Here is a 23,512-nt window from a genome sequence, read left to right on the forward strand (position 1 = left end):
CGAAAACCAGTGCAGCATATCATAGAGCGCTAACGGTCGGCGTCAATCTCCCATCCGTGGCGTTGTTCAATAAAGAGTTTTTCTGCCACGCGACTCAGCTTGATTCGCGTGGCGCCCTGCCAACGAGCAAAATCATTAATCGCCTGCACCAGCCCGTTTTCCAAATGCTGAGTAATGCGAACACCGTCTTGCAGATACAGCGCGAAGATCTCAAGCACGCCATCGCTGCGGTGCATTTTGCTATCCATACGCCCGACGATTTCGCCTCGATGCAGCAGCGGCAACACAAAATAGCCGTACTGCCTTTTCGGCGCCGGGGTATAGCATTCAAGGCGATAGCTAAAATCAAACAGCTGTTCGGCCCGCTTGCGATCCCAAACGACCGGATCAAAAGGCGACAATACCGCGCTGTGAGTCGCCTTTAGCTTGCCCTCCTTCGCCCGCTCAAGTAGTGGCAGCAAACTGCTGTGTACCCACATTTCACCCAGCGTTTCGACATTGACCGCAATAATCTGCTGCTGCGACTGCCACTGCGTTAGCAGCGCGTTGAGATCGGGTTGCCGCAGTCGATAGTAATCGGCCAGCCATTGCGGACGAAAAATGCCTAGGCTACGGGCGCTATTCTCCAACATGACCTGTTCGGCCTGAGTTTGATCTAACGCATCTGTGACGTCATTCCAATGGGGCATCACGCGTTCGGTCAGATCGTAGATCCGCTGAAAGTTACGTCGCGCCACCACCATCACTTCGCCGGCGGTAAACAAGCCTTCAAGATGACGTTTATGCGGCTTCCATTCCCACCAGCCGCTTTCGCCTTTACGAGGATGGGAAAAATCGGCGGAGCGCACCGGGCCGTTTTCGGCAATATGCGATTTAAGCGCCGCGATTTCCTGTGCGTGTTCATCCATCCAGCTTTGGTGATACTTCCAGCCCATTTTCTGCGGTGTCAGCATGCGATGGCGCACCAGTGGAAAATCGCTACGCGGCAGGAAACAGGCTTCATGCGCCCAATACTCCATCAAATCGCCGCGGGCAAGCGCGTCATCCAACCATGCGGATGGATAAGCCCCTAGGCGACTAAATAGTACTAAGTAAGGGCTACGGGCCACCACGTTGATAGTATCAATCTGCAACAGAGACATTTGTTGGATGGTACGAAGAATATCGGCCGCTTTGGGCTGACGACGAGGGCGATTGAGAAGCCCCTGCGCCGCAAGATGAAGATGGCGTGCGGCACGGAGGGTAAGATGCTGTTCGGCCATACCGGTTCCCCCGGGTATCGCCGACGCTTTTTAGCGTCGTGCGAGGGTGATCAATTCCTGCAGCAGCGTCTGCGCACGATCGCCAGAAAGCACGGCGTCGACCGGCAGATACCACCAGTTTTCATGCGCAAAGCGGCGGCATTTCACCGCATCTTTTTCAGTCATAATAAGCGATTGGCCAGGTTCAACCAGCGCCAGAACGTCAGCTTCGGTAAGCGCCTTGTGGTCTGCCAAGGCAACGGTGCGCACCGGTTGCAGACCGCACTCATTTAAGGTCGTGAAGAATCTCGGTGGGTGTCCGATTCCGGCCATCGCCACCGCGTTTTGCAGCGCGGAAACCGGCTTTCTTTCGTGAGTTAGTAAATTCACCGCCTCACCGGGGCGCAGCGTCATCGGAATTTCTCCGGCTTGCGCTTCACCGCCGTTAACGATCCGCGCATCTACCGAGCTTAATCGTGAAGCACGTTCACGCATAGGCCCCGCGGGCAGCCACCAGCCGTTGCCGAAACGACGCACACCATCGATAACAACAATTTCTTTGTCACGAGCAAGCCGGTAGTGCTGAAGGCCATCATCGGTGACGATAAGCTGCAGGTCGTGCGCGGCGAGCAACGCCTTAACCGCATCGACCCGCACCGGAGAGACCGCGACCGGTGCGCCAGTACGCTGAAAAATAAGCACCGGCTCATCACCCGCCTCCGCGGTGGTGGTATCGCTATTGAGCAAAAGTGGATAGCTTTCCGCTTTGCCGCCATAGCCACGTGACACCACGCCTACGCGAACACCTTGATGCTGCAACTGCTCGACCAGCCAGATAACAACCGGCGTTTTACCGTTGCCGCCCGCAGTGAGGTTTCCCACCACCACGACCGGGCAAGGTGCGCGCCATGACTTTTTCAGGCCAAGCTGATAGCACAGCCGGATGATGCCGCTCACCAAACCATACAGCCAGGAAAGCGGCAACAGTAGACGCCAAAGCGGCGATTCACCCGACCAAATTTTGGCTATCATTCGCCAAACTGCATTTTGTGCAACTGTGCATAAACACCGCGATGGGCCAGCAGGTCGCTGTGGCTTCCGCGCTCAACGATTTTACCATCTTCAACAACGATAATTTCGTCAGCCTGCTCGATGGTCGAGAGGCGGTGGGCAATCACCAGCGAAGTACGGTTTTTCTGCAGCTCGTCCAGCGCTGACTGAATTGCGCGTTCAGATTCGGTATCCAGTGCGGAGGTGGCTTCATCCAAGATCAGGATTGGGCTGTTACGCAACAAAGCACGTGCAATGGCAATACGCTGACGCTGACCGCCGGAGAGCAGGACGCCGTTTTCACCGATTACCGTATCGAGGCCATCATCCATTTTGTTGATAAAGTCCATCGCGTAGGCCATACGCGCCGCTTCTTCAATTTGTTCACGGCTGAACTCTTCCGTACGCGCATAGGCGATGTTGTTAGCGACGGTATCGTTGAACAGATGAACATTTTGCGAGACTAGCGCAACCTGATTACGCAGCGCGGACAGTTTGTACTCGCGTAAATCATGACCATCGAGCAAAATTTTGCCTTCATCGATATCATAAAAACGGGTCAACAGACTGGCGATAGTCGATTTACCTGAACCCGAACGCCCTACCAGAGCCACCGTTTTCCCCTCGGGGATCGATAGATTAATGTTACGCAACGCCGGGGTCTCACGGCCTGGGTAGGTAAAGGTAACGTTCTGGAACTCAATCGCCCCTTTAGCACGTTCAATGTCCAGCTTGCCTTCGTCTTTTTCCTGTTCACTATCAAGAATCGCAAACAGTGTCTGGCATGCTGCCATCCCGCGCTGGAACTGCGCGTTGACGTTGGTTAATGATTTCAGCGGACGCATCAGGGCAATCATTGAGGAGAAGACCACGGTAATCGTACCGGCAGTCAGTGTTTCCATGACGCTTGGGAAGCTTGCAGCATATAGGACGAATGCCAATGCCAGAGAAGCAATCAGCTGAATGATTGGGTCTGAGATAGACGATGCCGAGACCAGCTTCATCCCTTGCAGACGCATTCTGTTGCTGACCTTATCAAAACGCTTAGTTTCCACGTTCTGGCCGCCAAACATCAGCACTTCTTTATGCCCTTTCAGCATCTGTTCTGCGCTGGTGGTCACCTGCCCCATGGTGTTTTGCATATTTTTACTGATGCTACGGAAGCGTTTAGAGACCACGCGAATCGCAATCGACACGATCGGTGCCAAGACGATAAGAATGACCGACAGCTGCCAGCTGTAGTAAAACATCATGATAAACAGACCGATAATCGACGCGCCTTCGCGCACTACGGTTATCAGCGCGCTTGACGATGATGAAGCGACCTGTTCGGAATCATAGGTGATACGCGACAGCAGCGTCCCGGTGGACTGCTTATCAAAAAACGAGACCGGCATGCCCATCATATGGCTGAACAGACGGCGACGCATAGTCATGACGACTTTGCCCGAAACCCAAGAGATACAGTAGCTTGAAATATAGCTTGTGATACCACGCAGGATCATCAAGCCAATAACGACCAGCGGCATCCACAGCAGCACTGAGCGATCTGTTTTACCAAAACCATCATCCAGTAACGGTTTAAGAAGCGATAACATAAAGGTATCGCTGGCCGCGTTAAGGACTAACGCGATGGCCGCCACGATCAACCCTGCTTTAAACGGCGCGATAGTCGGCCAGAGTCGGCGGAAGGTCTGCCACGTGGAGAGATCTTTGTCGTTCTGCATTCAAAAAACCAGCTTATGTTGAAATAGCCGCATATTCTACCCGTTATCGCGAGTCTCGCCAAACCACTGATGATACCAACGTGGTAAAAGTTGATCTCGTAAGCCTTCAATCTTCCAGCTTTTCGCCCCGAAAGTGACGGTTATCTGCCCTTGGTGAGGAGTATCAAACCAGGCATACTGATGCTGAAGATAGCGTGCTTTAACCTTTGAGGATGGCAGCCGCCATGCGTTATAGCGTGACGCGGAAGCCAAGGCAACAGCCCCGCCCGCCCGTTGGATCAACGCCATACCCGACGATGTTGAGCTACCGTGATGTGGAACCTGAATAATTGTAGACGCAAATGGCTGCCAGAATCGACTAAGCATGTTCATTTCTGCCGGTAATTCAATATCTCCCGTCAGCAGGATGCTGTATTTTCCATCGTCGACTCTCACGACACATGACCCGTTATTGCCTTTTTGCATGCTGCCAGGCAGCGGCCAAAGCGCCCGAAAGCGCAAGCCCTGCCAATGCCAAGATTCGCCGCGCATGCAGGGTTGATGACCAGCCCAACCCAGCGGACTTCTGATCCACGCCTGTGGCCAAGCCTGCTGTAAGGAATGAAGGCCACCACGATGATCCAAATGATCGTGACTCAGGATAATTCCCTCTAGCGTCAGCCCGTGCCAACGTAACCATGGGACAATGAGTTGTTCCCCGCTGTCACCGCCGGGCCACGCCAGTCCCGTATCATAGACCAGCGCCTTATCACCCTTCGCAATCACCAGTGCCAGTCCCTGCCCTACATCAAGCATCGTAACGCGCCATTGGTCTTCGGGCGTTTTTTGCCACAGTGGAAAAGCGAGCAGTACGCCTGACGATAGCCATAGTGCAGGAAAGCGCCACCAACCATGCAACCGCCATAACATAAGCGCTCCCCACGGCAACAGCGATGTTCCAAGCCAAGCACCGCTTATATTCAACCAACCTGTAGGGAGCATACGCAGGTAGCCAAAAACCAGCGCTAACGCGCGATCGGCCCCGTTCCACACCATCATCTCAACCACCGGTGGTGCCCAGAGATGCAGAAACATGGCCAGCAGTATGAGCGGCACGCAGATAAAGGTGACTACCGGAACCGCAACGACGTTTGCCAGCAGCGAAGTCACGCTCACGCCGTGAAATAGCGCAAATTGCAGCGGCATTAATAGCAACATCAGCCCCAGTTGCAAATGGATAAGACGGGCCAGCGGCCGGAGATAAGGCGGGCGTAGTGCGGTGGGAAACGGCATCCACTGATACCAAAAAATCAGCGCGGCAACTGCAAATGCCGACAGCCACAGGCTGTCTGAAAGCACGGATAAAGGGTCGATAAATACAATCGCGGCCAAACAGCACAACCAGACTTCCCACGCCCTCCACTGCCGACCGCTTTGACGTAATGCATAACAGATGGCCGCCGCCGCCACCGTGCGTAACGCCGGCGGTTGCATCCCCGTCAACATGGCATAGGCAAGCCCAGCACAGAGCGCAACGATGACGGGTAAACGCCAGTTAATAAACCGACAGGGGAGAAAAAACTGAATGCCCCGAATGAATAACCAACCCAACAGCGCGCCAAAACCAATATGCAATCCAGATATTGCCATCAGATGCGAGGTCCCGGTTTGTTGCATCAACTTTTTAATCTCCGGCGCAACCGATAGGCGTTCCCCCATTCCCAGCGCCAGCATGACATCACGCCAAGGGAAGTCGGCCAACGATGTTTGAAGCGAGGTGAGAAAGCGCCCACGCAGGCTACAACGTGTATCCATGGGTTCAGCCGCAATAATGCGGCCAGTCAGCGGGCGATTGAGAGAAAGCGCATAGCGCTGAGCATCGAATCCCCCCTCATTAAGCTCGCCGTGAACGGCTCGCATACGGACGGTCATGCGCCAACGCTGTCCGATACAGGGAGGCTGCGGCAAGTAACTTGCGTATAGCGTTATCTCCGTTCGCGGAAAATAGAGCCGCCCGTCCAGATGCGTAATCGCTCCTCGATGCAGGGTTTGCCCATCCGTTTGCGTCAGCACAACCTCAACGTGGCGGTTTTTTCCCGGTAGCGTTTCGGCAGGCAACACAACCTGCCATGCTGCCAGCACGCCCCAGCAAAAAAAGAGCCCGACAAGACACGTAACCCGCCCTGCTCGCCCAGCGAACATCAGAAGCATGAGTCCCGGTATCGCCATTTTGGTCACAGATAATGCAGGTAATTCCGGCAGCACGCACAATGGCAAAATCCCCAGCAATGTGCAGCAGGCCAACTGCGGTAGACGCATTAACACCTCCTTGTTTTTTGAAGTGTCGCGCCGGGTTGACAGCTTGTCGTCTAGGGAAAACGGGGAACACGTGAAGCATTCCAAAGAATGACTCAGGATAGGAAAACGTTACAGGCAATATGCGAGGCGGATTGCTATAGGAGTGAAAAGTGTAAGATCAGCAGAAACGAAAAAAGCACCCGCAGGTGCTTTTCTCTCAATCAAGTTTTCCGCCTACTGGCGAGCTAAACTCAATCGTAAATATTGGCGCGATCGCGCAGTTCTTTACCCGGCTTGAAGTGCGGCACGTATTTGCCTTCCAGTTCAACTTTATCGCCAGTCTTCGGGTTACGCCCGGTACGTGGTGCTCTGTAGTGCAGAGAGAAGCTGCCGAAACCGCGGATTTCAATGCGCTCACCCTCAGCAAGAGTTGAGGCCATATGCTCCAGCATCTCTTTCACCGCATCTTCCACTGCCTTTGCAGGGATATGGGATTGCTGGCTGGCAAGTCTTTCAATCAATTCTGACTTGGTCATGATTCCTCCGGTTTCCATTAAAGGAAAATTAGCTAACAGCTTATTAAACAAGGGCGGCCGTAGCCGCCCTTTGTGCTAGATTACAGGCCTAAACCTGCAATCTGTCAAGTAAACTCATCACAATTCAGGTTGTTAAACCCGAACAGACAAGATTACTCGCCTTTAGCTGCTTTGAATGCTTCAGCCATCGCGTTAGAGAAGTTGCCTTCTTCCTGTTTGTTGTTAACAGTTGCGATTGCATCTTTCTCATCAGCTTCGTCTTTAGCACGAACAGACAGGCTAATTGCGCGGTTTTTACGATCAACACCGGTGAACTTAGCTTCAACGTCGTCGCCAACGCTCAGAACCAGAGTTGCATCTTCAACGCGGTCACGTGAAGCTTCGGAAGCGCGCAGGTAACCTTCAACGCCGTCAGCCAGTTCTACGGTTGCGCCTTTAGCGTCAACTGCAGTCACTTTACCGTTTACGATTGCGCCTTTCTTGTTCAGTGCAACCCAGTTGTTGAACGGATCTTCTGCGAGCTGTTTAACGCCCAGGGAGATACGTTCACGCTCTGCGTCAACCTGCAGAACAACTGCTGCGATTTCGTCGCCTTTTTTGTATTCACGAACTGCTTCTTCGCCTGTAGCGTTCCAGGAGATGTCAGACAGGTGAACCAGGCCGTCGATGCCGCCGTCCAAGCCGATGAAGATACCGAAGTCAGTGATAGACTTGATTTTACCTTCAACACGGTCGCCCTTGTTGTGGGTTTCCGCGAACTGCTGCCATGGGTTGTTTTTGCACTGCTTCAGGCCCAGGGAGATACGACGACGTTCTTCGTCGATATCCAGAACCATAACTTCCACTACATCACCAACGTTAACAACTTTGGATGGGTGGATGTTTTTGTTGGTCCAATCCATTTCGGAAACGTGAACCAGGCCTTCAACGCCTTCTTCGATTTCAACGAAGCAGCCGTAGTCGGTCAGGTTGGTCACGCGACCAGTCAGTTTGGTACCTTCTGGATAACGCTTAGCGATAGCTACCCATGGATCTTCGCCCAGCTGTTTCAGGCCAAGGGATACACGAGTACGCTCACGGTCGAACTTCAGCACTTTAACAGTGATTTCGTCGCCAACGTTTACGATTTCGCTTGGATGCTTAACGCGTTTCCATGCCATGTCAGTGATGTGCAGCAGGCCGTCAACGCCGCCCAGATCAACGAATGCACCGTAGTCAGTGAGGTTCTTAACGATACCTTTAACTTCCATGCCTTCCTGCAGGTTTTCCAGCAGCTGATCGCGCTCTGCGCTGTTTTCGGATTCGATAACGGCACGACGAGAAACAACAACGTTGTTACGCTTCTGGTCCAGCTTGATTACTTTGAACTCAAGCTCTTTGCCTTCCAGGTGCAGCGTATCGCGCACTGGACGAACGTCTACCAGGGAACCTGGCAGGAACGCACGAATACCGTTCAGCTCAACAGTGAAGCCACCTTTAACTTTGCCGTTGATAACACCAACCACAGTTTCAGCTTCTTCGTAAGCTTTTTCCAGCGTGATCCAAGCTTCGTGACGCTTAGCTTTCTCACGGGACAGCAGGGTTTCGCCGAAGCCGTCTTCTACTGCGTCCAGCGCAACGTCAACTTCGTCACCGACCTGAATTTCCAGTTCGCCGGCTGCGTTTTTGAACTGCTCTGCAGGAATTGCAGATTCAGATTTCAGGCCCGCATCAACCAGAACTACGTCTTTGTCGATAGAGACAACAACGCCACGAACGATGGAACCCGGACGGGTTTCGATTGTTTTTAAGGATTCTTCAAATAGTTGAGCAAAAGATTCAGTCATGTTTAATCTTCAAAAGTTAGATTAACGTCCATCTGACACCATGTCGGATGGGGTTGTTTCACATACCCGCTTACATTCCATTGTCGCGGGGGTACTACAAAAATTCGGTCGCGTTTTATGCGAGTGCCAATTTCTGGCGCGCATAGTCTAACGCTTTTTCAATTACTTGCTCAATGCTTAAGGTGGTGGAATCCAACACTAAAGCATCGGCGGCAGGAACCAATGGCGCAACAGCACGATTACGATCGCGGTCGTCACGCTCCTTTATCTCTGCCAAAAGGCGCTCAAAGTTAACACTAAAGCCCTTTTCCTGCAACTGTAGCATGCGGCGGTTGGCGCGCTCTTCCGATGAAGCATCAAGGAAGATTTTTACTGGCGCATCGGGGAACACTACGGTGCCCATATCACGGCCATCCGCAATCAGGCCTGGAGCGTCGCGAAAACCACGCTGGCGACGCAGCAGTGCTTCGCGAACGCGCGGGAACGCCGCGACCTGTGATGCAGCATTAGCCACATCCTGAGTGCGAATCTCACCGCTGACATCTTCACCTTCAAGAATAACTTCCAGCGTTCCTTCGGTAGAGACAAAACGGACATCTAAATGGGTTGCCAGTGGAACCAATGCATCTTCAGACGCCACGTCAACATGATGATGCAGCGCAGCTAAAGCCAGTACGCGATAAATCGCGCCCGAATCCAGTAAGTGCCATTGCAACGCTTCTGCCATGGCTTTGCACAATGTGCCTTTACCCGCGCCGCTTGGGCCATCAATGGTAATTACCGGGGCAATTGCCGTCATCTCTATCTCCTTAACAAAGGGCATCTTCAACGTAAACGCCGCGCATTATACGCATCTCTGCGCTCGACGGTTACCTTTGTCTGCGAATTCCAGAATTAGCCTTGAGAAGAGCGGGTGGATTGATAAGTATAGTGGGCTGGTCAGATACCAGCCCAGAAAGTACGTGTTTTTACGTTTACAGCAGAGGTCAGGCAAGCGTGCTGATTTGTGCCAGCTGTTCGAAATAGTCCGGGAAAGTTTTCGCCGTACATTTCGGATCGAGAATGGTGACTGGCGTATCAGACAACGCCACCAGCGAGAAGCACATCGCCATGCGGTGATCGTTGTAGGTCCCAATTTCGGCAAAGTTCAGCGTCGTAGGAGGGGTGACGCGAATGTAGTCTTCGCCCTCTTCCACGGTCGCGCCCACTTTGCGCAGCTCGGTCGCCATCGCAAACAGGCGGTCAGTTTCTTTTACGCGCCAGTTGTAGATATTGCGCAGCGTCGTGGTGCCTTTGGCAAACAGGGCCGCAGTGGCAATGGTCATCGCCGCATCGGGAATATGGTTCATGTCCATATCGATAGCGTTAAGCTCACCGCGGGTACAGGCAATAAAGTCATCGCCCCAAGTAATAGTCGCGCCCATTTTCTCCAGCACATCGGCAAAACGAATGTCACCCTGCACGCTGTGACGGCCAATGCCGGTGACTTTGACCGTACCGCCTTTGATGGCGCCAGCAGCCAAGAAATAAGAAGCAGAGGAGGCGTCACCTTCCACCAAATATTGGCCCGGTGAAACATACTGCTGGTTGCCGCGCACAACGAAGTGCTGGTAGTTCTGATTATCCACCTCTACACCAAAGGTTTTCATCAGATTCAACGTGATATCAATATACGGTTTCGATACCAGCTCGCCCTTAATGGCAATGGTGGTATCCTGCGGGGCCAGCGGGGCCGCCATCAGCAACGCAGTTAGGAACTGGCTGGATACGCTACCGTCAACCTCAACGCGCCCGCCCTTGAAACCGCCTTTCAGGCGCAGCGGCGGATAGTTTTCCTGCTCCAGATACTCAATCTCTGCGCCGCCCTGACGCAGGGAGTCGACCAGATGACCGATTGGTCGCTCTTTCATGCGCGGTTCACCGGTCAGCACGATGTTATTGCTGCCTAGGCACAGCGCGGCTGCCAGCGGACGCATTGCCGTGCCCGCATTGCCGAGAAATAGCTCAAGTGAATCGGCAGAGTGCAGCGGGCCTGCATGCCCAATCACTTCGCAACGCGTACGATCGTCAGACAGGGTGTAGCGAATTCCCAGCGCCTTCAACGCGTTCAACATGTGGCGAATATCATCGCTGTCCAGCAGGTTGGTCAGGACCGTTGTGCCACGGGCCAGCGCGGCCAGCAGCAGCGCACGATTCGACACGCTTTTCGAACCAGGCAGATTGATGGTGCCGTCGACACGCGCAATAGGTTGTAACGTCAGGGATTCCATGAAACTCAACTCTCAAAAAACAAAAAATAAAAACCCCACGGAATGTCCGTGGGGATGAATAGATAGAAATAGATTAACCGTGGCGGCGTTCGAAGTCTTGCATGAAGTTCGTCAGCGCCTGGACACCGGCCAGCGGCATCGCGTTGTATATAGAGGCACGCATACCCCCAACCACACGGTGGCCTTTAAGCGAATGCAGACCAGCAGCAAATGACTCTTCGAGGAACAGTTTATCCAGCGCGCTATCTGCCAGTTGGAACGGAACGTTCATACGAGAACGGTTGGCGCTCGCCACATCGTTACGGTAGAAATCGCTGCCATCGATGGTGCTATACAGAAGATCGGCCTTCTGCTGATTGATACGATCCATGGCATCGACGCCCCCCTGCTCTTTCAGCCATTTGAACACGAGGCCGGAAAGATACCAGGCAAAGGTCGGCGGCGTATTGAACATAGAGTCATTGTCGTTTAAGACGGTGTAGTCAAGAATCGACGGGCAGGCAACGTGTGCTTTACCCAGCAAATCTTCACGCACAACAACGATGGTTAATCCAGCAGGACCGATGTTTTTCTGCGCGCCCGCGTAGATAACGCCGTAGCGGCTGACATCAATCGGACGAGAAAGAATGGTGGAGGAGAAATCTGCAGCCACGACGACGTCTTTACCAAAGTCTGGCGTCTCTTCAATGGCGATGCCATCAATGGTTTCGTTCGGGCAGAAGTGCAGGTAGGCGGCGTTATCGGAAAGCTGCCATTCGCGCATTGGCTTCACGGCACGCTTGCCATCTACGGTTACCTTGGCGTCAATGACGTTCGGCGTGCAGTATTTTTTCGCTTCTTTGACCGCGCTTGCAGCCCAATAGCCAGCGTCAACATAGTCGGCGGTAGTTTTATCGCCCAGGATATTCAGCGGGACACCGGCAAACTGGCCACGACCGCCGCCATGGCAGAACAGCACTTTGTAGTTGGAAGGGATGCTGAGCAGGTCACGGAAATCTTTTTCTGCTTCTTCCGCCACTTGGATAAATTCTTTACCACGGTGGCTAACTTCCATTACCGACGTACCTAACCCGTTCCAGTCGCAAAGTTCTTGCTGCGCCAGTTTAAGCACATCTGCCGGTAACATTGCTGGACCTGAACTGAAATTAAAAACCTGAGCCATTTTCCCTCACCACGCTAAAAGTCATAAGTAATAACTGTGGATATCGGTTTTATCATTCAGTGACACGCGCCGCAATGTCTAAAACGGATGACCCGTAAAATGCGGCCCCCATCACACAATACATTCTTCCATCCTGCCGCCGCTAAACCGACAAAATGGCTGTCAGGCGAACCGTTTAGCCCGGCTAACCTTCGTCCATTCCGGATTTGCACAACGCGGGCACAATTGACGGTCGCCCGCCTTCAGGCGCGTTACGTAGCTACATTTTGTACAGGCATACTCGGCAGGCTCTGGTGCGACCTGATACCGCTGAACAAAGCTTTGCGGCAGAATGCACAGGCCCGGCTTTACGTCGTCATCGGGATAGTAGAACACGCTAATCTGGCCATTGGTTTCCATGATAGCCAAGCGGATTTGTCCGAGTTGCTCAATGCTATTGAGGCGTAGCTCCATGAAAAATTCCAGCTCCGTCATATTGGCTTTGCGCAAATTTTCCCAAGCCAGCTGCCCCTCTTCCACAATGACGATGGCTTTCCCTTCCAGTAAATCCTGCAATTTTTCACTTTTTGCCATCAGCCACATCACCAGCCGATACAGCAGTGCAAGGCAGACAAAAACCACCAATACGGGCACCAGCGGCACATCGTCATAAAACGCCACGTCCCCTGCCGCCGAACCCAGCGTGAGGATAATCAGCACTTCAAAAAGCGACATCTGCCGAACACCGCGTCGGCCAGTCATTTTGAGGAACAGAAAGACCAGTAGGAAAGTAAATAGAGTTCGCAGCGCCACCTCACCTAAAAATTCGGGCGGGACTTTATCAAATGCCATCCGATGAAGATCAAACGCTTTCATGTTTTCAATGCCTTAACGGGAGGTTGTTCCCTTAAGCATAGCCCCGCCTTTTATTTTCGCCGGAGATAGCACCTGTCACGCAAAACCCGTATCATTGCGCGCTTTCCGTACGACAAAAGAGATTGCTATGACGCAGACCTATATACCCGGCAAAGATGCCGCGCTGGAAGATTCCATCGCCCGCTTCCAGCAAAAGCTGCTCGACCTCGGTTTCGATATTGAAGAAGCCTCTTGGTTGAATCCTGTACCTAACGTCTGGTCAGTACATATTCGCGATAAAGCCTGTTCCTTATGCTTTACCAACGGTAAAGGCGCGACTAAAAAAGCGGCGCTGGCCTCAGCGCTGGGTGAATATTTCGAGCGCCTGTCTACCAACTATTTCTTCGCTGACTTCTGGTTAGGTGAAGAAATTGCCAACGGGCCATTCGTGCATTATCCGAACGAAAAATGGTTCCCGCTGACCGAAGATGACGAAGTGCCGGAAGGTCTGCTCGATGCTCGTCTGCGTGCGTTCTACGATCCTGACGATCAGTTAAGCGCAAGTATGCTGGTCGATCTGCAATCCGGTAACGACGATCGCGGCGTATGCGGCCTGCCGTTCACCCGTCAGTCTGATGATAAGACCATCTACATTCCGATGAACATCGTCGCTAACCTGTACGTGTCTAACGGCATGTCTGCGGGTAATACCCGTAATGAAGCGCGCGTTCAGGGTCTGTCAGAAGTATTCGAACGCCACGTGAAAAACCGCATTATTGCGGAAAGCATCAGCCTGCCGGAGATCCCAGCCGAAGTGCTGGCTCGCTATCCGGGTGTGGTGGAATCCATTAAAACGCTGGAAGATGAAGGTTTCCCAATCTTCGCTTACGACGGTTCGCTGGGCGGTAAATATCCGGTTATCTGCGTAGTACTGTTCAACCCAGAAAACGGTACCTGCTTCGCCTCCTTCGGCGCGCACCCGGACTTTGGCGTGGCGCTGGAGCGTACCGTCACAGAACTGCTGCAGGGTCGTGGTCTGAAAGATCTCGACGTGTTCACCCCGCCAACCTTCGATGACGAAGAAGTTGCCGAACACACCAACCTCGAAACCCACTTCATCGATTCCAGCGGTTCTATCTCTTGGGATCTGTTCAAGCAGGACGCTGACTATCCGTTCGCTGACTGGAACTTCTCCGGTACCACTGAAGAAGAGTTCGCGACCCTGATGGCTATCTTCAAAGAAGAAGATAAAGAAGTGTACATCGCCGACTATGAGCACCTGAGCGTTTACGCTTGCCGCATCATCGTGCCGGGTATGTCCGACATTTATCCGGCTGAAGACCTGTGGCTGGCGAATAACAATATGGGCAGCCACCTGCGCGAAACCATTCTCTCCCTGCCGGGCAGCGAGTGGGAAAAAGAAGAGTATCTGAATCTTATCGAACAGATCGATGATGAAGGTCTGGACGATTTCACCCGCGTACGCGAACTGCTGGGCCTGGCGACGGGTTCCGACAACGGCTGGTACACCCTGCGTGTTGGTGAGCTTAAAGCTATGCTGGCACTGGCAGGCGGCGATCTTGAGCAGGCGCTGATCTGGACGGAGTGGACAATGGAGTTCAACGCTTCGGTGTTTAGCGCTGAACGCGCGAACTACTACCGTTGCCTGCAGACCCTGCTGCTGCTGTCTCAGGAAGAAGAGCGCGAGCCTTTACAGTATCTGAACGCTTTCGTACGTATGTACGGCGCGGACGCTGTCGAAGCAGCTAGCGCTGCGCTGAGCGGCGAAGAGGCATTCTATGGCCTGCAGCCGGTTGACGGTTCGTTAAAAGCCTTCCCGGCACATCAGTCGTTGTTACAGGCCTACGAAAAACTGCAGCGCGCAAAGGCTGCGTTCTGGGCTAAATAAGACAAATCCGTAGAAATAGTAGGTTTAACCTGCAACTCTACGTTATATTACGGGGCCTCTTATGAGCCCCTTTTTTATTTCCGCGCTTCGTTTTAGTTGAGTGTGAAAATAAAGTTAAAGATAAGTAAACTCAATTATTAGTAGCTTACTTTTATTGTTAATTTCTATGATCATTACTCCATTTTAATTAACCAGCAAAATGAAGGGTGAAGAAAATTTTCAACTGAATTTGCAAATATTAAAAATTATTTTTATCTTTATATTCAATATATTACCCTGCTTTCGCTGAAAAACCATCCGATTTGCAGGCCTATAAGCCAGGCGAGATATGATCTACATCAAATTCTCATCTATAATGCTTTGTTAGTATCTCGTCGCCGATTAAATAAAAAGAGAGAGTTAGTGTGAAAGCTGACAACCCTTTTGATCTACTTCTCCCTGCTGCAATGGCAAAAGTTGCCGAAGAAGCAGGTGTCTATAAAGCAACCAAGCATCCGCTGAAAACCTTTTATCTGGCGATTACTGCGGGCGTCTTCATCTCGATTGCTTTTGTGTTTTACATTACAGCCACCACAGGTACAGCTGGCATGCCGTTTGGCATTGCGAAATTGATTGGTGGTATCTGCTTCTCACTAGGCCTCATTCTTTGCGTTATTTGTGGTGCCGACCTCTTCACTTCGACCGTACTTATCGTAGTTGCGAAAGCCAGCGGCCGAATCACTTGGGGTCAACTGGCAAAAAACTGGCTCAACGTCTATGTTGGTAACCTGATTGGCTGCCTGATATTCGTGCTGCTGATGTGGCTGTCTGGTGAATATATGACAGCGAACGGCGGATGGGGGCTAAACGTCCTGCAAACCGCTGACCACAAAATGCACCATACATTTATTGAAGCCGTTGCTCTCGGCATCCTAGCAAACCTGATGGTCTGCTTGGCAGTCTGGATGAGCTACTCTGGCCGCAGCTTGATGGATAAAGCCATGATTATGGTTTTACCGGTTGCCATGTTCGTTGCCAGCGGTTTTGAGCACAGTATTGCCAACATGTTTATGATCCCGATGGGTATCGTTGTACGCAATTTTGCTAGCCCGGAATTCTGGACCGCTGTCGGTTCTTCTCCGGAAAGTTTCTCTCACCTAACCGTGATGAACTTCATCACCGATAACCTGATTCCCGTCACTATCGGGAACATTATCGGCGGCGGTTTGCTGGTTGGGTTGACATACTGGGTCATTTATCTGCGTGGCGGTGACCGTCATTAATTGATAGTTGCTCCAAGCAGTAAAGAAAAGTCCACTTAAGAAGGTAGGTGTTACATGTCCGAACTTAATGAAAAGTTAGCCACAGCCTGGGAAGGTTTTACCAAAGGTGACTGGCAGAATGAAGTAAACTTACGTGACTTCATCCAGAAAAACTACACTCCGTATGAGGGTGACGAGTCCTTCCTGGCTGGCGCAACTGATGCGACCACTAAGCTGTGGGACAACGTTATGGAAGGCGTTAAACTGGAAAACCGCACTCACGCGCCAGTTGACTTTGACACCTCCGTTGCATCTACCATCACTTCCCATGACGCTGGCTACATCAACAAAGCGCTGGAAAAAATTGTTGGTCTGCAGACTGAAGCTCCGCTGAAACGTGCTCTGATTCCGTTCGGCGGCATCAAAATGATCGAGAACTCCTGCAAAGCGTACAACCGCGAAATGGATCCTCAGATCAAAAAAATCTTCACCGAATACCGTAAAACCCACAACCAAGGCGTATTCGATGTCTACACCAAAGACATCCTGAACTGCCGTAAATCTGGCGTTCTGACTGGTCTGCCAGATGCATATGGCCGTGGTCGTATCATCGGTGACTACCGTCGTATCGCCGTATACGGTATCGACTTCCTGATGAAAGACAAATACGCACAGTTCCTGTCTCTGCAATCTGACATGGAAAACGGCGTAAACCTGGAAGCGACTATCCGTCTGCGTGAAGAAATCGCTGAACAGCACCGCGCACTGGGTCAGATCAAAGAAATGGCTGCTAAATATGGCTGCGATATCTCTGGTCCTGCTACCAACGCTCAGGAAGCTATTCAGTGGACTTACTTCGGCTACCTGGCCGCTGTTAAATCTCAGAACGGCGCTGCAATGTCCTTCGGTCGTACTTCCAGCTTCCTGGATATCTACATCGAACGTGACCTGAAAGCTGGCAAAATCACCGAGCTTGATGCTCAGGAAATGATTGACCACCTGGTCATGAAACTGCGTATGGTTCGCTTCCTGCGTACCCCTGAGTATGATGAACTGTTCTCCGGTGACCCAATCTGGGCAACTGAATCCATCGCCGGTATGGGCGTTGATGGCCGTACCCTGGTTACCAAAAACAGCTTCCGCTTCCTGAACACCCTGTACACCATGGGTCCTTCTCCAGAGCCGAACATCACCGTTCTGTGGTCTGAAAAACTGCCACTGGCGTTCAAAAAATACGCGGCTAAAGTGTCCATCGATACCTCTTCTCTGCAGTACGAGAACGATGACCTGATGCGTCCTGACTTTAACAACGATGACTACGCTATCGCTTGCTGCGTAAGCCCAATGATCGTTGGTAAACAAATGCAGTTCTTCGGTGCTCGTGCAAACCTGGCGAAAACCATGCTGTACGCAATCAACGGCGGCGTTGATGAAAAACTGAAAATGCAGGTTGGTCCTAAATCTGAACCAATCAAAGGTGATCTCCTGAACTTCGACGAAGTGATGGATCGTATGGATCACTTTATGGATTGGCTGGCTAAACAGTACGTCACCGCGCTGAACGTCATTCACTACATGCATGACAAATACAGCTACGAAGCGTCTCTGATGGCTCTGCACGACCGTGACGTTATCCGCACCATGGCGTGTGGTATCGCAGGTCTGTCCGTTGCTGCTGACTCCCTGTCTGCAATCAAATATGCGAAAGTTAAACCAATTCGTGACGAAGACGGTCTGGCTATCGACTTCGCAATCGAAGGCGAATATCCGCAGTTTGGTAACAACGACCCACGTGTAGATGACATGGCCGTTGACCTGGTAGAACGTTTCATGAAGAAAATTCAGAAACTGACTATGTACCGCAACGCTATCCCAACTCAGTCTGTTCTGACCATCACCTCTAACGTGGTTTATGGTAAGAAAACGGGTAACACCCCAGATGGTCGTCGCGCAGGCGCTCCGTTCGGTCCAGGTGCTAACCCAATGCACGGTCGTGACCAGAAAGGTGCTGTTGCCTCTCTGACTTCCGTTGCTAAACTGCCGTTTGCTTACGCTAAAGATGGTATCTCTTACACCTTCTCTATCGTTCCTAACGCACTGGGTAAAGACGACGACGTTCGTAAAACCAACCTGGCAGGCCTGATGGATGGTTACTTCCATCACGAAGCGTCTATCGAAGGCGGTCAGCACCTGAACGTTAACGTTATGAACCGCGAAATGCTGCTCGACGCAATGGAAAACCCGGAAAAATATCCGCAGCTGACCATTCGTGTATCTGGCTACGCAGTACGTTTTAACTCCCTGACTAAAGAACAGCAGCAGGACGTTATCACCCGTACCTTCACTCAATCTATCTAATAGATTTGACTGAAATCGCGATTAAAAACGCGTAAAATAAAGGCTCCACTTCGGTGGGGCCTTTCTTATAAGCAACACTCGCTGAGTGGATTTTGCCTGCTGACTTCTATAATCAGGTTAACACGCAAAATAAACTCGACGCGGCTTTATAACCGTGCTCGCAAACCTGGCTGTAAAGCCGGGAAGAACTGGAGATAACACCGCAATGTCTGTAATTGGTCGTATTCACTCCTTTGAGTCCTGTGGCACCGTTGATGGCCCAGGCATCCGTTTTATTACCTTCTTCCAGGGCTGCCTGATGCGCTGCCTGTACTGCCACAACCGTGACACATGGGATACCCACGGCGGTAAAGAGATAACCGTTGAAGAGCTGATGAAAGAGGTGGTGACCTATCGCCACTTTATGAACGCGTCCGGCGGCGGCGTTACCGCATCCGGCGGCGAAGCTATTCTGCAGGCTGAATTCGTACGTGACTGGTTCCGCGCTTGCCATAAAGAAGGCATTCATACCTGTCTCGACACCAACGGTTTCGTGCGTCGTTACGATCCGGTGATTGATGAGCTGCTGGAAGTCACAGACTTGGTTATGCTCGATCTCAAGCAGATGAATGATGATATTCACCAGAATCTGGTCGGCGTGTCTAACCACCGCACGCTGGAGTTTTGCCGCTATTTAGCAAACAAAAATATCAACGTCTGGATCCGTTACGTCGTCGTCCCTGGCTGGTCAGACGATGACGATTCCGCCCACCGTCTGGGCGAGTTCACACGCGATATGGGTAACGTCGAGAAGATCGAGCTGCTGCCATATCATGAGCTAGGCAAGCACAAATGGGTGGCGATGGGCGAAGAATACAAACTGGACGGCGTTCATCCGCCGAAGAAAGAGACCATGGAACGCGTCAAGGGCATCCTTGAACAGTATGGTCATAAGGTGATGTACTAATCCCCTGTCCTCCTCCAGTTTTATCTGGCAAATTCAAGCGCCACCATGATGTTCATAACCCGGCTTTACGCCGGGTTATCTTTTTTAACGCCTGCGCGCCAGCAGCGGGAAAATCAGCCCCAGACCTATCAGCACGAACGGCATCGCCACGTTGAGCGACAGCTGGAAAATCCATTCCGGCGTGAATGCTGCCATTTTCGGGAAAATCCCGGTCAAGCAGGCAAACGCGGTAAACAGGAAACACCATACGCCAACGGTCATCGCCAGCGTCCGGTTACGAATAAAAACGTACTCCGAGCGGTATTTCTGCCCCAGACGGATCACGGCGATAAAGGCGACAAACACCCACAGATAGCGCAGTGGCATCACCACCGAGTTCAGGTTCAGCAGCCATTTATACAGATTGTTCATGTCGCCAATACCCAGCGTAGGCAACATGATCAGCAGCGCCACCAGCACCAGCGTCAGCAGATAGCCGTTTACCGGCGTGCCCGAGGCGTTGGTACGGCAGAGTTTCGCGGGAATATAGCGACTGTCGGCATCGCTCAGCAGCACCTTCAACGGCGCATCGATAGAAAACACCAGCGCGGCAATCTGCCCCAGCGTGTTGGCTATCGCGTAGACAACCATCAGGCTATTGCCTAGATCGTAGTACTCGCCAAGTTTCTGGAAAGCATAATACTGACCGTTGGCCATCAGATCATCGGGGATGTTATTGGAGTCGAACATCATGCACATCGCCAGCGAGCCGAGGATGGCGCACAGCGCAACCATAACCGCGAGGAAAATCATGCCGCGCGGGAACTCTTTGCCCGGATTACGGGTGTTATTCACGTAAGGGGAGATTTTTTCCGCACCGCCCACGGCAAACACCAACATGGAAATGGTGGTGATGTAGGTAAAATCAAAATGGGGAATAAACGTTCGCCAGGTGATGTTGGTAGTGGCGATTTTGACCTCGGTAATGGCCGGCGCGGTCACCGCCATAACGACATACAGCAATGACATCACGAACATGGCGATCCCAGCAATCGATCCCACCAGCTTCAGCGATTTCATGCCCCGGGATGCCACCCACATAAAGAAGATAAACAGTACCAGCGTAAAGCTCTGCAGCGCCACTACGCCGTACTCGGTGATAAGCGAGCCATCCCCCTTCAGCGCCCAGCCCAGCGCAATCAAAATGGCCTGAGGCTTCTGGGCCAGATAAGGAATATGCACCACCCAGTAGGTCCACGCCGCCAGATAGGCCAGCCCTGGCCCCATGGTGTTTTTAATCCACGTACTCACCCCGCCCTTGCCATCTTTGAAGGTCGAGCCTAGCTGACCGACAATCAGCGCATACGGCGTAAAATAAAGCGCAAAGATAAAAAGCCATGAGAAGACGACCACCAACCCTTGGTTAGCGTAGTTGTTGACGACATTACCAAAGCCCCAAACCGTAATGAACGACATCAGCGCGATGTTGTACCATCGCAACTGCTTTTCTTGAGCGCTCGCCATAAATTCCGTTCCTTGAATGTTATTTTCGCAAATGCGTTATTTTTCGACGGATGATTATGCGAGCAGGCAGGGGAAAAATGGTAATACCATCGAGCAAAACTCCAACATCCCGCACATTTAATGGGGTTATTGGTTCTGAGGCAGGAGATTATAGGCGCGCTATTTTGAAAATAGCGCGCTGGTAAAATTATGCGTGGGCCACCGGCGTCGGATGATGTCCGGCTTTGCGCAACAGCATCATCAGATAGATAAACGATACACTAGCAATCATGACAAAAAGCAGGTTATCGGAATAGTTTTGCATCAGCATCGCGGTGAACGTTGGGCCCACTAGACTACCAATGGTGTAGCTAAGCAGCAGCGCTTGGTTCATGGCGACCAGTTGATGATGCTCTACTTTTTCACAGGCCCAGGCCATCGCCACTGGGTAAAGCGTGAAGCCCGCTGCGCCGAGGATAAACAGCGAAGGTGCCATCATCGCCTGATTCAACATCCCGATGCAGCCAAGGATCACCACAAATACCTGCACGCGCAACACCAGCAAGCGGCCATAGCGATCTGCCAGACGACCAATCGGCCACTGTCCCAATATGCCTGCGCTGACCATCACAGCCATCCAGAAACCGATGCCCGAATCGCTTACGCCCCGATGGTTCAGGTACAGCGGCATTAGGCCGTACAGCGAACCCAGCACGATACCGGAAATAATGCAGCCATTGACACCTAAACGCGCTTGGCGAAGCTTGAACATCGGCCAGACGCGGGTGCTGCCTTCTGAGGGTTCGTTCTGCTGGTTGAGGATGCGGGTAAACAGCAGCGGCAGAATACCGGCCAGAATGACTCCGGTCATCAGCGGCAGAATAGTCGCCATATCGGTCGGCAGCTTGCTGATAATAAGCTGACCCAACACGGTGCCGATGTAATACATCATCATATAGGCAGCCAGCAGGCGCCCACGGTTGCGGGAGGTGCCACTGCACATCAGCGCACTCTCGACCACCACCCAAATCATGGCGCAACCGACGCCAGCAATGAAGCGCCAGAACATCCAGCTCCAGAAGCCCACCATAAAGCCTAACCCAACGCAGCCCGCCGCAAATATCAGCGACGCGATGTAATAGCTGAAGTTAAAGCCCAAGCGTTTAATCAGACGCCCGGTGAGCATAGTGCCTACCAGGTTACCGGTGAAATAGGACGAGCCGACCATCCCAACCTGCCAAGTTGGCAGATTTTCATGGGCAAGCCAAAGCGGGACGAGCGTGTTTAATACCGCGATCGCCAGCGTCAATAAGAGTAAGCCACAGAGCAATAACAGCACTGGGCGAGTATAGGTGGACATGGGCTTCAAACCGTGAGGATAGACAGATTTCGAGCGCATCATGCCACTGCTAAAAACATTGTCAATCTACCTGATTTCCGCCGATACGCGCTTTATCACTGAACGATTGAAGTTTCTTATTCAGCGTCACAAAACATATTCATGACAGAAATCTATTTGATTGTTTTTATTGAAATTGAGTAAAAAAGGCGAGGAAGGTTCAGTTGAAAAAATTCATGAACAAAAAGTGCCAGGGCAGGCTTGCCCTGGCAGCTTATTTTACTTAACTGGCTACCGCCATGCCGACGGTCATATGCAGGCCGTAGAACACACCGCGGCCAATCAGCTCACCCACCAGCACCAGCACAAATGCCAAGCTCAGCAGCGGCAGAGCGGGTTGATAGCCTTTTAGCTGCGGCACCACCCAGCATACCAGCGCGAGGATAATCGCTGCCACGCGCCATGCCATCAGCGAACCGTAATCAGGTACCAACGCAGAAGCCTGCTGGATAGAGCTGTGGATAGACGCCAGTTCGACGCCCTGCATCAGCGAAACCACTACGCTCACTGCCAGCGCAGCCAGACTCACTGCTGGCAGCAGACGCAGCGCCCAGCCTCCAACTTTGGCCCAGCACAGCAGCAGATAGCCCAGCAGCGGCCCACCGATAAACAACGTCAGGAAGAAACTCAGCGGCGTCCAGACGCTGTACCAAGTCGGTACGGTATCGATGGTGTTATAGACCCGCACCATCATCCACACAAACACCACGCCCAGCACCATCGTTACCACCAGCCACAGGCTGCGCAACGCGCACGACAGCTTGTTGGTCACGGCGAGCAACCAGCCGATTCCGCCAACGGCAAAGAAGATAGAGCCACTGGCGATTTCATTACTCAGCGACGATGCGCCGATACGGTTAAGCGAGTTAAAGGCACGCAGCGGGGAGCCAAGATGCAGGATAGAGGCAATAAAGCCTATTCCCATCAGCACCCACAGCGCGAACATGCTCAACACCACACGCTGCTGCTGCTCTCGCGTCAGTTGCCCTTTCATCAGCGCTAACGCCAGGACGATAAAACCACCGGCTACGCATTGCCCTAAGACCGTGAAGATCATTAGCGGCCATTCATGCCATCCACTTCCCATCTCACACCTCCTTCGGGTTGGCCAGATAGCCGGTTGTGTCGCCGCACGGACGTGCATTGGCGTTTGGTTTAATCACGATGCTTGGCTTGGTGAAGTGCGCCGATGGCAACGGCGCAACCGCTGCAAGCTGGCCGTGTTTCTGACGCAGCTCTTCAATCGGACCGAAG

17 protein-coding genes and 1 pseudogene are annotated in these 23,512 nt (G+C 52.2%); 4 read left to right on the top strand and 14 right to left on the bottom strand.

Annotated elements, in window-relative coordinates; translation table 11 throughout:
* Window positions 1-29 precede the first annotated feature (29 nt).
* From AB4K05_RS19935 to AB4K05_RS19980, 10 genes are all read right to left on the bottom strand, one after another.
* Window positions 30-1,262 (bottom strand): winged helix-turn-helix domain-containing protein, encoded by a 1,233-nt coding sequence (locus AB4K05_RS19935; RefSeq protein WP_368481601.1) that lies wholly within the window; start codon window positions 1,260-1,262, stop codon window positions 30-32.
* Window positions 1,263-1,292: 30 nt separating this feature from the next.
* The gene (gene lpxK, locus AB4K05_RS19940) at window positions 1,293-2,273 is read right to left on the bottom strand and encodes a tetraacyldisaccharide 4'-kinase (RefSeq protein ID WP_368481602.1); all 981 of its coding nucleotides are present in this window, start codon (window positions 2,271-2,273) and stop codon (window positions 1,293-1,295) included.
* Complete coding sequence (gene msbA, locus AB4K05_RS19945; protein WP_368481603.1) at window positions 2,270-4,018, bottom strand: lipid A ABC transporter ATP-binding protein/permease MsbA; 1,749 nt, start codon at window positions 4,016-4,018, stop codon at window positions 2,270-2,272. Before msbA ends, lpxK begins: the two co-directional genes overlap by 4 nt.
* A 36-nt stretch (window positions 4,019-4,054) precedes the next feature.
* Window positions 4,055-6,316 (bottom strand): ComEC family protein, encoded by a 2,262-nt coding sequence (locus tag AB4K05_RS19950; protein ID WP_368481604.1) that lies wholly within the window; start codon window positions 6,314-6,316, stop codon window positions 4,055-4,057.
* Window positions 6,317-6,546: 230 nt separating this feature from the next.
* Window positions 6,547-6,831, bottom strand: a complete 285-nt coding sequence (gene ihfB / locus AB4K05_RS19955) for an integration host factor subunit beta (protein WP_052284034.1) — start codon at window positions 6,829-6,831, stop codon at window positions 6,547-6,549.
* A 152-nt stretch (window positions 6,832-6,983) separates the two neighbouring features.
* Window positions 6,984-8,657, bottom strand: a complete 1,674-nt coding sequence (gene rpsA / locus AB4K05_RS19960; RefSeq protein WP_368481605.1) for a 30S ribosomal protein S1 — start codon at window positions 8,655-8,657, stop codon at window positions 6,984-6,986.
* Between the two features lie 115 nt (window positions 8,658-8,772).
* Window positions 8,773-9,456, bottom strand: coding sequence for a (d)CMP kinase (gene cmk / locus AB4K05_RS19965; protein WP_368481606.1), 684 nt, complete (start codon window positions 9,454-9,456; stop codon window positions 8,773-8,775).
* Window positions 9,457-9,643: 187 nt separating this feature from the next.
* Entirely contained in the window at window positions 9,644-10,927 is a 1,284-nt protein-coding gene (gene aroA / locus AB4K05_RS19970) for a 3-phosphoshikimate 1-carboxyvinyltransferase (RefSeq protein ID WP_368481607.1), read from the bottom strand.
* 73 nt (window positions 10,928-11,000) lie between these two features.
* On the bottom strand, window positions 11,001-12,089 hold the full coding sequence (gene serC / locus AB4K05_RS19975) for a 3-phosphoserine/phosphohydroxythreonine transaminase (RefSeq protein ID WP_368481608.1): 1,089 nt from the start codon (window positions 12,087-12,089) through the stop codon (window positions 11,001-11,003).
* Window positions 12,090-12,251: 162 nt separating this feature from the next.
* The gene (locus AB4K05_RS19980) at window positions 12,252-12,944 is read right to left on the bottom strand and encodes a DUF421 domain-containing protein (protein WP_368481609.1); all 693 of its coding nucleotides are present in this window, start codon (window positions 12,942-12,944) and stop codon (window positions 12,252-12,254) included.
* A 127-nt stretch (window positions 12,945-13,071) separates the two neighbouring features.
* Here AB4K05_RS19980 and ycaO point away from each other — a divergent pair, with 127 nt between their 5' ends.
* From ycaO to pflA, 4 genes are all read left to right on the top strand, one after another.
* Window positions 13,072-14,832 carry a 30S ribosomal protein S12 methylthiotransferase accessory factor YcaO gene (ycaO, locus tag AB4K05_RS19985; RefSeq protein ID WP_368481610.1) on the top strand — a complete coding sequence of 587 codons (1,761 nt, stop codon included), beginning with the start codon at window positions 13,072-13,074 and terminating at the stop codon, window positions 14,830-14,832.
* 404 nt (window positions 14,833-15,236) lie between these two features.
* Window positions 15,237-16,094, top strand: a complete 858-nt coding sequence (focA, locus tag AB4K05_RS19990; protein WP_368481611.1) for a formate transporter FocA — start codon at window positions 15,237-15,239, stop codon at window positions 16,092-16,094.
* A 54-nt stretch (window positions 16,095-16,148) separates the two neighbouring features.
* A complete protein-coding gene (gene pflB / locus AB4K05_RS19995) occupies window positions 16,149-18,431 on the top strand; it encodes a formate C-acetyltransferase (RefSeq protein ID WP_368481612.1) in 2,283 nt (760 codons plus the stop codon).
* Between the two features lie 205 nt (window positions 18,432-18,636).
* Entirely contained in the window at window positions 18,637-19,377 is a 741-nt protein-coding gene (pflA, locus tag AB4K05_RS20000) for a pyruvate formate lyase 1-activating protein (protein WP_368481613.1), read from the top strand.
* A gap of 84 nt (window positions 19,378-19,461) precedes the next feature.
* Here pflA and AB4K05_RS20005 read toward each other — a convergent pair whose 3' ends face one another.
* The 4 genes and pseudogenes from AB4K05_RS20005 to AB4K05_RS20020 all read right to left on the bottom strand — a co-directional run.
* Complete coding sequence (locus tag AB4K05_RS20005) at window positions 19,462-20,880, bottom strand: APC family permease (RefSeq protein WP_368481614.1); 1,419 nt, start codon at window positions 20,878-20,880, stop codon at window positions 19,462-19,464.
* Window positions 20,881-21,067: 187 nt separating this feature from the next.
* A complete protein-coding gene (locus tag AB4K05_RS20010) occupies window positions 21,068-22,219 on the bottom strand; it encodes an MFS transporter (protein WP_368481615.1) in 1,152 nt (383 codons plus the stop codon).
* Window positions 22,220-22,481: 262 nt separating this feature from the next.
* The gene (locus tag AB4K05_RS20015; protein WP_368481616.1) at window positions 22,482-23,345 is read right to left on the bottom strand and encodes a dimethyl sulfoxide reductase anchor subunit family protein; all 864 of its coding nucleotides are present in this window, start codon (window positions 23,343-23,345) and stop codon (window positions 22,482-22,484) included.
* Between the two features lies 1 nt (window position 23,346).
* Window positions 23,347-23,512: pseudogene (locus AB4K05_RS20020) on the bottom strand (dimethyl sulfoxide reductase subunit B); the annotation flags it as partial.

The organism is Kluyvera sp. STS39-E, from assembly GCF_040932435.1.
Taxonomy (GTDB): domain Bacteria; phylum Pseudomonadota; class Gammaproteobacteria; order Enterobacterales; family Enterobacteriaceae; genus Kluyvera.

Excerpts from the sequence above, each read along its gene's own strand:
- AB4K05_RS19935 (WP_368481601.1), bottom strand. The coding sequence starts at position 1,262 with ATGGCCGAACAGCATCTTACCCTCCGTGCCGCACGCCATCTTCATCTT.
- lpxK (WP_368481602.1), bottom strand. The coding sequence starts at position 2,273 with ATGATAGCCAAAATTTGGTCGGGTGAATCGCCGCTTTGGCGTCTACTG.
- msbA (WP_368481603.1), bottom strand. The coding sequence starts at position 4,018 with ATGCAGAACGACAAAGATCTCTCCACGTGGCAGACCTTCCGCCGACTC.
- AB4K05_RS19950 (WP_368481604.1), bottom strand. The coding sequence starts at position 6,316 with ATGCGTCTACCGCAGTTGGCCTGCTGCACATTGCTGGGGATTTTGCCA.
- ihfB (WP_052284034.1), bottom strand. The coding sequence starts at position 6,831 with ATGACCAAGTCAGAATTGATTGAAAGACTTGCCAGCCAGCAATCCCAT.
- rpsA (WP_368481605.1), bottom strand. The coding sequence starts at position 8,657 with ATGACTGAATCTTTTGCTCAACTATTTGAAGAATCCTTAAAAACAATC.
- cmk (WP_368481606.1), bottom strand. The coding sequence starts at position 9,456 with ATGACGGCAATTGCCCCGGTAATTACCATTGATGGCCCAAGCGGCGCG.
- aroA (WP_368481607.1), bottom strand. The coding sequence starts at position 10,927 with ATGGAATCCCTGACGTTACAACCTATTGCGCGTGTCGACGGCACCATC.
- serC (WP_368481608.1), bottom strand. The coding sequence starts at position 12,089 with ATGGCTCAGGTTTTTAATTTCAGTTCAGGTCCAGCAATGTTACCGGCA.
- AB4K05_RS19980 (WP_368481609.1), bottom strand. The coding sequence starts at position 12,944 with ATGAAAGCGTTTGATCTTCATCGGATGGCATTTGATAAAGTCCCGCCC.
- ycaO (WP_368481610.1), top strand. The coding sequence starts at position 13,072 with ATGACGCAGACCTATATACCCGGCAAAGATGCCGCGCTGGAAGATTCC.
- pflB (WP_368481612.1), top strand. The coding sequence starts at position 16,149 with ATGTCCGAACTTAATGAAAAGTTAGCCACAGCCTGGGAAGGTTTTACC.
- pflA (WP_368481613.1), top strand. The coding sequence starts at position 18,637 with ATGTCTGTAATTGGTCGTATTCACTCCTTTGAGTCCTGTGGCACCGTT.
- AB4K05_RS20005 (WP_368481614.1), bottom strand. The coding sequence starts at position 20,880 with ATGGCGAGCGCTCAAGAAAAGCAGTTGCGATGGTACAACATCGCGCTG.
- AB4K05_RS20010 (WP_368481615.1), bottom strand. The coding sequence starts at position 22,219 with ATGTCCACCTATACTCGCCCAGTGCTGTTATTGCTCTGTGGCTTACTC.
- AB4K05_RS20015 (WP_368481616.1), bottom strand. The coding sequence starts at position 23,345 with ATGGGAAGTGGATGGCATGAATGGCCGCTAATGATCTTCACGGTCTTA.